At 71.1% G+C, this 13,119-nt stretch carries 10 protein-coding genes and 1 riboswitch; of the genes, 3 read left to right on the top strand and 7 right to left on the bottom strand.

The window, feature by feature from the left end:
- Positions 1-125: 125 nt before the first annotated feature.
- Positions 126-1,559, bottom strand: coding sequence for a short-chain fatty acyl-CoA regulator family protein (locus ACZ69M_RS40355; RefSeq protein ID WP_470057939.1), 1,434 nt, complete (start codon positions 1,557-1,559; stop codon positions 126-128).
- A 229-nt stretch (positions 1,560-1,788) separates the two neighbouring features.
- On the opposite strand from ACZ69M_RS40355, the gene ACZ69M_RS40360 reads away from it, so the two are divergent.
- From ACZ69M_RS40360 to ACZ69M_RS40370, 3 genes are read left to right on the top strand one after another with little or no spacing between them, the layout of a single operon-like run.
- Entirely contained in the window at positions 1,789-3,297 is a 1,509-nt protein-coding gene (locus ACZ69M_RS40360) for an MmgE/PrpD family protein (RefSeq protein ID WP_470057941.1), read from the top strand.
- A complete protein-coding gene (gene prpB / locus ACZ69M_RS40365) occupies positions 3,297-4,205 on the top strand; it encodes a methylisocitrate lyase (RefSeq protein ID WP_470057943.1) in 909 nt (302 codons plus the stop codon). Before ACZ69M_RS40360 ends, prpB begins: the two co-directional genes overlap by 1 nt.
- Before the next feature lie 42 nt (positions 4,206-4,247).
- Positions 4,248-5,369, top strand: a complete 1,122-nt coding sequence (locus ACZ69M_RS40370) for a bifunctional 2-methylcitrate synthase/citrate synthase (RefSeq protein ID WP_470057945.1) — start codon at positions 4,248-4,250, stop codon at positions 5,367-5,369.
- Between the two features lie 19 nt (positions 5,370-5,388).
- Here the strand turns inward: ACZ69M_RS40370 and folP are convergent, their stop codons facing one another.
- The 6 genes from folP to aceB all read right to left on the bottom strand — a co-directional run bounded on the left by folP (position 5,389) and on the right by aceB (position 13,036).
- Positions 5,389-6,264 (bottom strand): dihydropteroate synthase, encoded by an 876-nt coding sequence (gene folP / locus ACZ69M_RS40375; protein WP_470057947.1) that lies wholly within the window; start codon positions 6,262-6,264, stop codon positions 5,389-5,391.
- Positions 6,261-7,172, bottom strand: coding sequence for a methylenetetrahydrofolate reductase [NAD(P)H] (metF, locus tag ACZ69M_RS40380; RefSeq protein WP_470057949.1), 912 nt, complete (start codon positions 7,170-7,172; stop codon positions 6,261-6,263). The genes folP and metF overlap by 4 nt, the downstream gene beginning before the upstream one ends.
- 83 nt (positions 7,173-7,255) lie before the next feature.
- Positions 7,256-7,582: a hypothetical protein gene (locus ACZ69M_RS40385; RefSeq protein ID WP_470057951.1), complete on the bottom strand. Its 327-nt coding sequence runs from the start codon at positions 7,580-7,582 to the stop codon at positions 7,256-7,258.
- A gap of 89 nt (positions 7,583-7,671) precedes the next feature.
- Entirely contained in the window at positions 7,672-9,990 is a 2,319-nt protein-coding gene (gene metE, locus ACZ69M_RS40390) for a 5-methyltetrahydropteroyltriglutamate--homocysteine S-methyltransferase (protein WP_470057953.1), read from the bottom strand.
- Between the two features lie 180 nt (positions 9,991-10,170).
- Positions 10,171-10,366, bottom strand: a riboswitch (cobalamin riboswitch).
- A gap of 208 nt (positions 10,367-10,574) precedes the next feature.
- Positions 10,575-11,444: a 3-hydroxybutyryl-CoA dehydrogenase gene (locus ACZ69M_RS40395; RefSeq protein WP_470057955.1), complete on the bottom strand. Its 870-nt coding sequence runs from the start codon at positions 11,442-11,444 to the stop codon at positions 10,575-10,577.
- Positions 11,441-13,036, bottom strand: coding sequence for a malate synthase A (aceB, locus tag ACZ69M_RS40400; protein ID WP_470057957.1), 1,596 nt, complete (start codon positions 13,034-13,036; stop codon positions 11,441-11,443). The genes ACZ69M_RS40395 and aceB overlap by 4 nt, the downstream gene beginning before the upstream one ends.
- Between the last annotated feature and the right edge of the window lie 83 nt (positions 13,037-13,119).

The raw sequence follows: 13,119 nt of genomic DNA on the forward strand, positions 1-13,119 counted from the left end.
GACCCGGCGACCAGGGCCGCCGCCGCGCCCGCACCGGGCGGACACCCGGAGCCGGTCGCCGCGGCCTGACCGACTCTCCCGAGGGCCGCGCCGCTTGAACAGGGCGCGGCCTCGCCGCTGTTCTGTCAGGGGTTGCGGGTCTCGACAGGATAGGGAACGTACGTGCGCCGGTCGGGGTCGACGGCGAGCCGTCCGCCCGCCGGGGGCCGGGCCCGCTGGGCGCAGTCGCGGCGTTCGCAGATCCGGCAGCCGAGGCCGATCGGGGTGGCGGCGCGGGGATCGTCCAGGCCGATGCCCTCGGCGTAGACGAGCCGGTGCGCGTGCCGGAGTTCGCAGCCGAGCGCGACGGCGAACTCCGCGCGCGGGGCGTGATGGCCGAAGCCGCCGCGGGTGATGGTCCGCGCGATCCAGAAGTACCTTTTGCCGTCGGGCATTTCGGCGACCTGGGTCAGTATCCGGCCCGGCGCGGAGAACGCCTCGTACACCGTCCACAGCGGGCAGGTGCCGCCGAGCCGGGAGAAGTGGAAGTCGGTGGCCGACTGCCGCTTGGAGATGTTCCCGGCCCGGTCGACCCGGAGGAAGGAGAAGGGAACCCCGCGGCGGCCGGCGCGTTGCAGGGTGCTCAGCCGGTGGCAGACGGTCTCGAAGCCGACACCGAAGCGCGCGGAGAGCAACTCGACGTCGTAGCGCACCTCGTCGGCCGTGTTGTGGAAGCGTGTGTACGGCATGAGGAGCGCGCCCGCGAAGTAGTTCGCCAGGCCGATGCGGGCCAGTGGCGGGGACTGCGGCGACGTCAGTTCCGTAGCGCTGTCGACGAGTTGGTCCAGCAGCGGGCCGTGTTCGAGCAGGGCGAGCTGGGTCGCGAGCTGGAAGGCGCGCTGGCCGTCGCTGAGCCAGGGGGACAGGAAGACCAGTCCGGTGTCGGGGTCGAAGCGCCGGGCGTCGGGGGAGCGGTCCGGCGCGGCCTGGACGACCCGTACCCCGTGCCGTTCGGCGAGGTGGGCGGTCAGCGGATCGGCGGCGCGGCCCGGCCGTAGCCTCAGGGCCTCGGCGGTGCGTTCGGCCTGCGTGTCGAGGGGCTCGAAGTGGTTGTGGTGGGCGTAGAAGAAGTCCCGTACCTCGTCGTGCGGTTCGCCCGGAACCGGGGGCGCGCCCTCTGCGGAGAGGACGGCCGCCTGTTCCGCCGCGTCCCGGTAGCGGCGGTGCAGGGCGACCAGGGCGCGGGCCACCTCGGGGTGGTCGCGGGCGGCTTCGGAGATCTCCTCGGCCGCCGGCAGCGGCACTCCGCACGCCTCGTCGGCCAGTGCGGCCCGCAGATCGGCGGCGAGCCGGTCCTCCTCCGCCTCGGAGAAGAACTCCGCGTCGACCCCGAAGACCTCGGCGATCCGCAGCAGCACCGGCGCGGTCAGCGGGCGCTGGCTCTGCTCGATCTGATTGGCGTAGCTCGTGGAGATACCGAGCGCGTGGGCCATGTCGACCTGGTTCATACCGTGCTCGCGCCGCAGCCGACGCAGCTTGGCGTGGGCGTAGACCTTCCGCTCGGCCGGCCGTCGCGCCATGCCCCACCTCCTTGCGGGAAACCCGGGAAACCCGGGAAGTCCGTGAGACCAGCCCCGGTCACCACCTGCACGTGCTTGCGAACATAGCATCCGCAGAATTCGCAACATTCGCAGATTCGCAGCCCGGCGCTGTACGGATTCCGCAGATTGGAGCGGTGGTCCGGGCGCCGCCCGCCGGGCAGTCTCGATCACGACAGCCTCTCCCAGGACCGCCCCCGCTAGGAGTCCCGTGATCGAGCACCACGTCCGTGTCCACCCCAGCTCCGACCGGCTCCCGCGCGAGGACCAGCTCGCCTGGAAGCTCGCCGCCGTGGCCACCGCCACCCAGGAACCGGACCCCGCCAGTGCGGCCATGGCCGTCAACCGGGTGATCGACAACGCCTCGGTCGCCGTCGCCTCCCTGCTGCGCCGCCCGGTCGCCGTCGCCCGTGCCCAGGCCACAGCCCACCGCGCGACCACCCCCGGCGCGTCGGTCTTCGGCACCTCCGTCCGGGTCTCCCCGGAGTGGGCGGCCTGGGCCAACGGCACCGCGGTGCGCGAACTCGACTTCCACGACACCTACCTGGCCGCCGACTACTCGCACCCCGGCGACAACATCCCGCCCCTCCTCGCGGTCGCCCAGTACACCGGCCGCACCGGCGCCGACCTGCTGCGCGCCGTCGTAGCGGCCTACGAGATCCATGTCGCCCTGGTGAAGGGCATCTGTCTGCACGCGCACCGGATCGACCACGTGGCCCACCTGAGTGCGGCCACCGCCTGCGGCCTCGGAGCGCTGCTGCGGCTGCCGACCGAGACCGTCCACCAGGCGGTCCAGCAGGCCGTACACACCACCACCGCCACCCGGCAGTCCCGCAAGGGCGAGATCTCCAGCTGGAAGGCGTACGCCCCCGCCTTCGCCGGCAAGGCGGCGATCGAGGCCGTCGACCGGGCGATGCGCGGCGAGACCTCCCCGTCCCCGATCTACGAGGGTGAGGACGGCTTCCTCGCCTGGATGCTCGACGGGCTCGGGTCCGACTACACCGTGGCACTCCCCGAGCCGGGCGAGCCGCGCCGCGCGATCCTCGACACCTACACCAAGGAGCACTCCGCCGAGTACCAGGCCCAGGCGATCATCGACCTCGCCCGGCGCCTGCGCGAGAAGACCGGACAGCTGCAGAAGGTGCGCTCGGTGGTCCTGCACACCAGCCACCACACCCACCACGTCATCGGCTCCGGTGCGAACGATCCGCAGAAGTACGACCCGACGGCGAGCCGCGAGACCCTCGACCACTCGGTGCCGTACATCTTCGCCGTCGCCCTTCAGGACGGCACCTGGCACCACGAACGCTCCTACGCACCCGAGCGCGCCTGCCGCACGGAGACGGTCGAACTGTGGCGGAAGATCACGACGGTGGAGGACCCGTCGTGGACCCGCCGCTACCACGACCCCGACCCGGACCGCCGGGCCTTCGGCGGCCGGGCGGTGATCACTCTGGCCGACGGGACGGTCGTGGAGGACGAACTCGCCGTCGCCGACGCCCATCCGGCGGGCGCCCGTCCCTTCGACCGGCCGGCGTACGCGGGCAAGTTTCGCACCCTCGCCGAGGGCATCGTCACCGCCGCCGCGCAGGACGCGTTCCTGAGCGCCGCCGAGCACCTCGCGGAGCTGACGGCGGTCGACCTCGGCGGCCTGTTCCCGGCCGTGGACACGGCGGCCGTCGCCGCGTACGACGCACGGCTCCCGAAGGGCCTGTTCTGATGCTCCTGCACACCCGCACCACCCCCGCCGAACGCCGCCGCGCCTTCCGCGAGCAGCTCGCCTCGGGCCGGCTGTTGCGCATGCCCGGCGCGATCAACCCGCTCTCCGCCCGGCTGATCCAGGACACCGGCTTCGAGGCGGTCTACCTCTCCGGTGCCGTTCTCGCCGCCGACCTGGGCCTGCCCGACATCGGCCTCACCACGTCCGTGGAGATCGCCGCCCGCGCGCAGCAGACCACCCGGGTCACCGACCTGCCCGTCCTCATCGACGCCGACACGGGCTTCGGCGAACCGATGAACGCGGCCCGCACGACGCAGCTGATGGAGGACGCGGGCCTGGCCGGACTCCACCTGGAGGACCAGGTCAACCCCAAGCGGTGCGGCCACCTCGACGGCAAGTCGGTGGTCCCGCCGCAGGACATGGTCCGCCGGATCCGGGCCGCCGTGGACGCCCGCCGCGACCCGGACTTCCTCCTCATGGCCCGCACCGACGCCCGCTCCGTCGAGGGCCTGGACGCGGCGATCGACCGCGCCAGGGCGTACGTCGACGCAGGCGCCGACGCGATCTTCCCCGAGGCACTGGCCGACGAGAGCGAGTACGAGGCGTTCCGCAGGGCGGTCGACGTCCCTCTGCTCGCCAACCTGACGGAGTTCGGCAAGACCCCGCTGCTGGACACGCGGACCCTCGAAGACCTCGGCTACAACATCGCGCTCTACCCGGTCACCCTGCTGCGGATCGCCATGGGCGCCGTCGAGGACGGGCTGCGCACGCTCGCTGCCGATGGCACCCAGGAGTCCCTGCTGCCCCGCATGCAGACCCGCTCCCGCCTGTACGAACTCCTCGGTTACGAGGAGTACTCGGCCTTCGACTCGGCCGTCTTCGACTTCACTCTCCCGCCCGGCACCTGACGCACGCACGGACGCGTGCGCGCACGCATCGGAGGCACCACCATGACCATCCATCGCGGTCTCGCCGGTGTCGTCGTCGACACCACCGAGATCTCCACCGTCATCCAGGAGACCAACTCCCTCACCTACCGCGGCTATCCGGTCCAGGACCTGGCCGCCCGCCGCTCCTTCGAGGAGGTCGCCCACCTGCTCTGGTACGGCGAACTCCCCGACCCGCGCCAACTCGCCCAGTTCCAGGCCCGCGAACGCGCCCTGCGCCCCCTGGACCGCACCACCTCCGAGCTGCTGGCCCGGCTGCCCGAGACCTGCCACCCCATGGACGTATTGCGCACCGCGGTCAGCTTCTTCGGCGCCGAGGACCCGACCGAGGACGACAGCAGCCTCGCCGCCAACCGCGCCAAGTCCCTCACCCTGCTGGCGAGACTGCCCACCGTGGTCGCCGCCGACCAGCGCCGCCGCCGCGGCCTCGAACCGATCGCCCCGAACCCCGAACTCGGCTACGCCGAGAACTTCTTCCACATGTGTTTCGGCAGCGTTCCCGACCCGGACGTGGTCCGCTGCTTCGAGATCTCCCTCGTGCTGTATGCCGAACACAGCTTCAACGCCTCGACGTTCACCGCCCGGGTCGTCACCTCCACCCTCTCCGACCTCTACAGCGCGGTCACCGCGGCGATCGGCGCGCTGAAGGGCCCGCTGCACGGCGGCGCCAACGAAGCGGTGATGCACATGCTGAACGAGATCGGCGACCCGCGTCGCGCCGAGCGGTGGCTCGACGAGGCACTGGCAGGCAAACGGAAGATCATGGGTTTCGGGCACCGCGTCTACAAGCACGGCGACTCCCGGGTCCCGATCATGCAGGAGGCACTGGACCGCCTGGTCGCCCGCGCCGCCGACCCGGAGGTGACCCGGCTGGCCACCCTGCACGCCGCGCTGCGGCACGCGATGGTCAGCCGCAAGGGCATCCACCCCAACCTGGACTACCCGGCCGGCCTCGCCTACCACCTGATGGGCTTCGACATCCCGGCCTTCACCCCGATCTTCGTGATGAGCCGCATCACCGGCTGGACCGCCCACATCACCGAACAGCTCGCCCACAACGCGCTGATCCGGCCCCTCGCCTCCTACGCGGGACCGGAGCAGCGGGCGGTGCCGACGGCCGGTTAGAACACGGGAACGCGGCTCCTCACCAGCCGCTCTCCTTGGCCGCCTCCAGGGCTTCGAAGACCGTGAGCGCGTCGCGGAGGGCGGCGACGTCGTGGGTGCGGACGAAGTCCGCCCCGCTGCGCGCGGCATACAGCTCCGCCGCCAGCGTGGCCGGGCCGATCGAGGAGACGTCGCTGCCGGTGAGCGTGCGCAGGAACGACTTCCGGGAGGGGGAGACCAGCACCGGCACGTCGAAGCGGGCCTTGAGCCGTTCGAGACCGGCCAGGGTCCGCAGCGACGGTTCGGGATCGCTGCCCAGGAAGTAGCCCAGTCCCGGATCGATGACCAGCCGCTCGCGACCGATGCCGGCGCTCTCCAGCGCGGCCAGGCGCTCCGCGAAGAACTCCTCGATCCCTCTGCACACCGCCGAGGCATCGGTGCGCACCTTGGTGGCGGGGCCGTGCCGCTGCACGGAGTGCATGACGACGAGCCGACAGGCCATGGCGGCGAGTTCCTCGTACTGTGCGGGATCGTCGAAGCCCTGGATGTCGTTGAGATAGGTGGCACCGCGCGCGGCGGCGAACCGTTGCGTCGCGGGCCGGTAGGAGTCGACCGACACCGGAACGCCCTCGACGACCAACTGGTCGAGGACATGGGTCAGCCGTCGGATCTCCTCGTCCTCGGTGACCGTCCGCGCTCCCGGATGGCTCGCGGCAGGCCCGAGTTCGATGACGTCGGCGCCCGCCGAGCGCAGTCGGCGAGCGTGGTCCAGTGCCGCGTGCGCGGTCAGGAACCTGTTCCCGTCCGAGAACGAGTCCGCGGTGATGTTGACGATCCCGACCAGTGAAGGCCGGCGGATTCCCACGACGCGGCCCGGGGTGACCCTGTCCGAGTTGATTCTGGCGGGTGTGCTCATGTGTCCAGCTCAAGGTTCTTGTAGATCTCTGTTGTCACGGTGGAGAAGTTCATGGTCATGAAGTGCAGTCCGGGAGCGTCTTCGGTCAGCAGACGACGACACATCTCGGTGGCATGGTCGATTCCGAGTGCTCGGACCGCCTTCGGGTCTTCCTCTACGGCGAGCATGCGTTCCGCCAATCGAGCCGGGAAGGCGGCGGTGGAGAGGGTGGGAATGCGTTGCAGCGAGCGGATGGTGGTGACCGGCATGATCTCCGGAATGACCGGTGTCTCACAGCCTGCCGCTGTCACACGATCACGGAAGAACAGATAGTCCTCGACGTCGAAGAACATCTGGGTGATGGCGTAGTCGGCTCCGGCCCGGCATTTTTCGACGAAGTGCCTGATGTCGCTGTCCCGGTCGGGGGAGCGCGGGTGCATCTCCGGGAAAGCGGCGACGCCGACGCAGAAGTCCCCCGACTCCTTGATCAGGCTGACCAGTTCGGCCGCGTACCGCACGCCCTGTGGATGCTTTGTCCAGGGGCCGAGCGGATCGCCGGGCGGGTCTCCGCGCAGGGCGAGGATGTTGCGTACGCCCTGGTCGGCATAGTGGCCGAGGATGTTGCGCAGTTCCGCGACGCTGTGGTCGACCGCGGTGAGGTGGGCGACCGGGGTGAGTGTGGTCTCCTGGGCGATTCGCCCAGTCACGTTCACGGTCCTGCCCCGCGTCGAGCCGCCGGCACCGTAGGTCACCGAGACGAACGTGGGCGCCAGGGTCTCCAGCCTGCGAATCGCGGTCCAGAGTCCGGCTTCGGCTGCCGCGCTGCGAGGCGGCATGAATTCGAACGAGTAACAGCGGCCTCCCCGTGCGAGCAGGTCATGAATGGTTACCGCACGGTCTTTCCTTGTGCTGGGGATACCGAGAGCCATGTGGGCCGTTCCAGTCGGTTCGGGACTCCGCGAAGGAATTTCAGGGCGTGGGTTTACCGGGATACTCGGCGTGGTGGAACCGGTTACTCGGGTCCGGTGCGCCCCGACCCGGTGATGGCGCGTACCCGGTGCGCCTGTCGGCGCATTTCGGCGACCAGTTCCAGATTGGTGCGCTGGGGGTCGGGATCCGTGGAACCGTCCCGTGGCCCGGGCAGGCCGCCGTCGCCGAGGGCCTCCACCAGGGTGTCCAGGAGTTCGGTCATTTCGACGAGTGCGTCGCGCAGTATGCGCATCTTCGCGCTCTGACTGCCGAGCTGTCTGCGCATGGCCAGCAGACTCTCGAACTCCTTCGTCGGCACGGCGATCATGGGTTTGCCGTCCACGACGATCTGGCGCGGCTTGTTCCGCACGGATAGGCCCCCCTTCCTGCCTTGGTCCTGGCGGTGCTGCTCGGCGGGGCCGGGACGCTTGTGGCGTCCCGGCCCACTCAGACCATGGGTCAGGAAGCGGGCAGCTCGCCGCGGACCGTGCGGGCGGCGGTGACCAGGTTCTCCAGGGAGGCCCGGGTCTCGGGCCAGCCGCGGGTCTTCAGGCCGCAGTCGGGGTTGACCCACAGCCGCTCGGCCGGGATGGCCTTGAGGCCGGTGCGCAGCAGCTCGGAGGCTTCCTCGGTGCTGGGCACGCGCGGGGAGTGGATGTCGTAGACGCCGGGTCCGGCCTCGCGCGGGTAGCCGTGGGCGGCGAGTTCGCGGGCGACCTGCATGTGCGAGCGGGCCGCCTCCAGGCTGATGACGTCGGCGTCGAGGTCGTCGATGGCCTGGACGATGTCGCCGAACTCGGCGTAGCACATGTGGGTGTGGATCTGGGTGTCCGGGCGGACTCCGGCGGTGGTGAGCCGGAACGCCTCGGTGGCCCACGCGAGGTAGGCGGCCCGGTCGGCGGTCCGCAGCGGCAGGGTCTCGCGCAGTGCGGGTTCGTCGACCTGGATCACCGAAGTACCCGCCGCCTCCAAGTCGTTCACCTCGTCGCGCAGGGCGAGGGCGACTTGGCGGGCGGTGTCGCCGAGCGGCTGGTCGTCACGGACGAACGACCAGGCCAGCATGGTGACCGGACCGGTCAGCATGCCCTTGACCGGACGGTGGGTGAGGGACTGGGCATACGACGTCCAGCGCAGCGTCATCGGCTCGGGACGGGAGATGTCGCCGGCCAGGACCGGCGGACGCACGTACCGGGTGCCGTAGGACTGGACCCAGCCGTGCTGGGTTGCCAGGTAGCCGGTCAGCTGCTCGGCGAAGTACTGGATCATGTCGTTGCGCTCGGGCTCACCGTGCACCAGGACGTCGATGCCGGTCTTCTCCTGGAAGGAGATGACCTCCTGGATCTCCGCCTTGATGCGCTCCTCGTACCCGGCGGTGTCGATCCGGCCGGTGCGCAGGTCGGCGCGGGCGACCCGCAGTTCGTCGGTCTGCGGGAACGACCCGATGGTCGTCGTCGGCAGCAGCGGCAGCCCGAGGTGGGCACGCTGGGCCCCGACCCGCTCGGCGTAGGACTGGGAGCGGCGGGCGTCGGCCTCCGTGACGGCGGCTGCCCGGTCACGTACGGCCGGGGCGTGGGTGATGGGCGAAGTCGCGCGGGAGGCGAGGTCTGCCTGGTTGGCGGCGAGCTCGCCGGTGATGGCGTCGGTGCCCTGGGCGAGGCCCTTGGCGAGGGTGACGATCTCGGTGGTCTTCTGCTGTGCGAAGGCCAGCCAGCGCCGGATCTGCGGCTCGATGTCCCGCTCGGCGGACGCGTCGAGAGGGATGTGCAGAAGGGAGCAGGAGGCGGCCACGTCGACCCGGTCGGCAAGCCCGAGGAGGGTGCCGAGGGTGGACAGGGACGTGGCGAGGTCGTTGATCCAGATGTTGCGGCCGTTGACGACCCCGGCGACCAGCCGCTTGCCGGGCAGCCCGCCGACGGCGGCCAGGGCGTCCAGGTTGGCGGCCGCCGCCTCGGTGAAGTCGAGGGCGAGCCCGTCGACGGGCGCCTTGGCCAGGACGGGGAGGGCGTTGCCGAGCCGGTCGAAGTAGGAGGCCACCAGGAGCTTGGGCCGGTCGGGGAGGGCGCCGAGGTCGCGGTAGGCACGTTCGGCCGCGTTCAGTTCGGCCGGGGTGCGGTCCTGGACCAGGGCGGGCTCGTCCAGCTGCACCCACTCCGCGCCTGCCGCCCGCAGGTCGGCGAGCACCTCGGCGTACACCGGCAGCAGCCGGTCGAGCAGGGTGAGCGGCTCGAAGTCGGCGGCGACGCCAGGGGCGGGCTTGGCGAGCAGCAGGTAGGTGACGGGGCCGACCAGGACCGGGCGGGCGGTCAGGCCGAGGGCCAGGGCCTCCTTCAGTTCCGCGACCTGCTTGGCGGAGTTCGCGGTGAAGACCGTGTCAGGACACAACTCGGGGACCAGGTAGTGGTAGTTGGTGTCGAACCACTTCGTCATTTCGAGCGGGGCGACGTCCTGGGTGCCGCGGGCCATGGCGAAGTAGCCGTCGAGCGCGTCGGCTTCGACGGCGGCCCGGTGCCGCTCGGGGATCGCGCCGACCATGACGGTGGTGTCGAGGACGTGGTCGTAGTACGAGAAGTCGCCGGTGGGTACCTCGTGGACGCCGGCGTCGGCGAGCTGCTGCCAGTTGCTCCGGCGGAGTCCGGCGGCGGTTTCCCGGAGGGTGTCGGCGGAGACGCGGCCCTTCCAGTAGCCCTCGATCGCCTTCTTCAGTTCCCGGTTCTGGCCCTGGCGGGGGTAGCCGTACACGGTGGCCCGTGCTGCCGCGGCTGCGGACTTCGCTGTCACGGAGATCTCCTTCGCGAGACGATTCCCTGGGATCCCGGCGACGGGACGAGAGCGCGAAGGTGATGACGAACCGGACGGCGACGACCTCGCGCGGCAAAGGCACGGTCGTCCCGACTGGTATGTACGCCGACCCGCCCACGAGGTCACCGGGGTATCCGCACACGCTCTTGCGCGCGCGGGCAACGGGCAGGTCTTCGGACTCGCGGGCCCGCCCTCCTGACGGAGGACACCTACTGGCCGTCGCTTCCCAGGCCCGGTACGTCGGGTCCAGTGCGTATGACGGCGGTCGTTCCCACTCACCGCTGCGGGGCAGTCCCGGATTCCCACCGGGTTCCCTCTTGCGACACCCCGCCTGGCTGACGGGGCGAACCAGCTGCACCCGCCACCCTAAGGGGCCGCCACCGAATACGGAGCGTCGCGTCCATCATTCGGATGGTGAGTCGGCACACGCGGATGACGGGTGTGAAACGGGCCGAGGGCGGGAAACGCCGCACACGCGTCTCCCGCCCTTCCCCAGTCGGCGCCTGCCGGACCCTCACCCGGCGGCGCGCTCCAGGCTCCTCAGCCCGGAATCGCCAGGATCCTCAGTCCTGGACGTAGGTGTGGAACCCCCGGCCGGTCTTACGGCCGAGCAGCCTCGCCTCGACCATCCGCTGGAGCAGCGGGGGCGGGGCGTAGAGGGGTTCGCGGAACTCGTCGTAGAGCGACTCGGCGATGGCGGCGACGGTGTCGAGGCCGATCAGGTCGGCGAGCTTCAGGGGGCCCATGGGGTGGGCGCAGCCCAGCTCCATGCCGGTGTCGATGTCGGTGGCGGTGGCGAAGCCGGACTCGGCCATCCGGATCGCGGACAGGAGGTAGGGGATGAGGAGGGCGTTGACGACGAACCCCGCCCGGTCCCGGGAGTGGATGACCGTCTTGCCCAGCGTTTCGGTGGCGAAGTGCTCCACGGCGGCGACGGTCCCGGGCGCGGTGTGCAGGGAGGTCACGACCTCCACGAGCGGCAGCACGGGGACGGGGTTGAAGAAGTGCAGTCCCACGACCCGGTCGGCCCGGCTGGTCGCCATGCCTAGCCGCATGATTGGGAGGGAGGAGGTGTTGGTGGCCAGGACCGCGTCCGGGTCTTCGACGACCTTGTCGAGGGCGGCGAAGATCTCGGTCTTCGCGTCGGCGTTCTCGATGACCGCCTCGACGACCAGCTGCCGGTCGGCCAGGTCGTCCAGTTCGCCGGTGAAGGCGAGTCGGGCGAGGGCGTCCCGGGCGGTGGCCGGGTCCAGCTTGCCGCGCTGGACGGCACGTTCGAGTGAGGAGGTGACCCTGTCCCGCGCCGCGCGGGCGGCCGTGGCGTCGGCCTCGCAGACCACGGTGTCCAGACCGGCCCGTGCGCACACCTCGGCGATACCGGCGCCCATCTGACCGCCGCCGACGATCCCGACGCGCTGGATGCGGGCGCTCATGACCGGGGCTCCGCGCGCTGCACGAGGTGGCGGGAGTAGGCGTCCGGGGTGAAGAAGAGGGGCAGTTCGGGGGCGAGAGCCGTCCGCTCGAAGAGCTCCCGTGCTTCCTCGACGGGTGCCCAGGGGCGGACGACGCCGAGGGCGGCCGTCTCGTCGTCGAGGATGGTCAGGACGGTCTCGCGGTCGATCACCTGGTGTCGTAGCCACTGCCAGATCTGCACGCGGGCGATCTCGGCGGTGGCCGCGTCCTCCATCAGGCCGTCGATGGCGACCGCGCCCTGGCCACGCAGCCAGGCGTCGAAGTAGCCGAGCGCCACCGCGATGTTGGTGCGGACGCCCTGGTCGGTGGGCGGGCCGCTGATCCGGCGCACGGACAGCAGGTCACCGGGGGCCACCTCGACGTCGTCCCGGGTGCGGTCGAGCTGGTGCGGCCGGTCGCCGAGGACGTCGTCGAAGACCTCGCGGCAGGTCCGCACCAGTCCGGGGTGGGCGACCCAGGAGCCGTCGAAGCCGTCCTCCGCCTCCCGCTCCTTGTCCAGCCGCACGGTGGCGAGGACCGCCTGGTTCGCGGCCGGGTCCTTGGCGGGGACCTGGGCGGCCATGCCGCCGATGGCGTGTGCGCCGCGCCTGTGGCAGGTGCGGACGAGGAGTTCGGTGTAGGCCCGCATGAAGGGGGCGGTCATCGTCACCTTCGCCCGGTCGGGGAGGAGGAAGTCGGTGCGGTGTCCGAAGGTCTTGATGACGCTGAACAGGTAGTCCCAGCGGCCCGCGTTGAGCCCGGCGCTGTGCTCGCGCAGCTCGTGGAGGATCTCCTCCATCTCGAAGGCGGCGGTGACCGTCTCGATGAGGACGGTGGCGCGGATCGTGCCGCGCGGGATGCCGAGCAGGTCCTGGGCGGCGACGAAGATGTCGTTCCACAGCCGGGCCTCGTAGCGGTTCTCCAGCTTGGGGAGGTAGAAGTACGGGCCGTGTCCGGCGTCGATCTGCCGCTGCGCGCAGTGGAAGAAGTACAGGCCGAAGTCGACGAGCGCGGCGGGCACGGGCCGGCCGTCGTACTCCAGGTGCTCCTCGTCCAGGTGCCAGCCGCGCGGCCGGACCATGATGGTGGCGAGCCGGTCGCTGTCGCCGAGGCGGTACTCCTTGCCCTCCTCGGTGGTGAAGTCGATGCGCCGCTCGATGGCGTCCAGCAGGACGAGCTGGCCGGCGACGAGGTTGTCCCAGGTCGGCGCGGTGGCGTCCTCGAAGTCCGCCATCCACACGCTGGCACCGGAGTTGAGGGCGTTGACGGCCATGCGCCGCTCGGGCGGACCGGTGATCTCCACGCGGCGGTCGGCCAGGCCGGGAGCGGGCGGGGCCACCCGCCAGGTCCGGTCGGCGCGGACGGCGGCGGTGACCATGGGGAAGTCGAGCGGGGAGCCTGCCGCGAGCCGGATCGCCTGCCGCCGGCGTTCCTTCAGCAGGCCCGCGCGGCGCTCGCCGAACTCGGCGGCGAGATGGCCGACGAAGTCCAGGGCGGCGGGGGTGAGGATCTCGTCGTGCCGGTGGCCGGGGGCGGCGAGGACACGGACACGGGTCAGCGCGGTGGTGGACATCGGGGTCTCCTGGCGAAGAGGGGTGCCCGGCTGATCGCCGGTTGCCCGGCGCCCCTGAAGGGGCGCGGGGAACTGCGCGACCA

This window comes from Streptomyces sp. NPDC107454 (assembly GCF_055582885.1).

Excerpts from the sequence above, each read along its gene's own strand:
- ACZ69M_RS40355 (WP_470057939.1), bottom strand. The coding sequence starts at position 1,559 with ATGGCGCGACGGCCGGCCGAGCGGAAGGTCTACGCCCACGCCAAGCTG.
- prpB (WP_470057943.1), top strand. The coding sequence starts at position 3,297 with ATGCTCCTGCACACCCGCACCACCCCCGCCGAACGCCGCCGCGCCTTC.
- ACZ69M_RS40370 (WP_470057945.1), top strand. The coding sequence starts at position 4,248 with ATGACCATCCATCGCGGTCTCGCCGGTGTCGTCGTCGACACCACCGAG.
- folP (WP_470057947.1), bottom strand. The coding sequence starts at position 6,264 with ATGAGCACACCCGCCAGAATCAACTCGGACAGGGTCACCCCGGGCCGC.
- metF (WP_470057949.1), bottom strand. The coding sequence starts at position 7,172 with ATGGCTCTCGGTATCCCCAGCACAAGGAAAGACCGTGCGGTAACCATT.
- ACZ69M_RS40395 (WP_470057955.1), bottom strand. The coding sequence starts at position 11,444 with ATGAGCGCCCGCATCCAGCGCGTCGGGATCGTCGGCGGCGGTCAGATG.
- aceB (WP_470057957.1), bottom strand. The coding sequence starts at position 13,036 with ATGTCCACCACCGCGCTGACCCGTGTCCGTGTCCTCGCCGCCCCCGGC.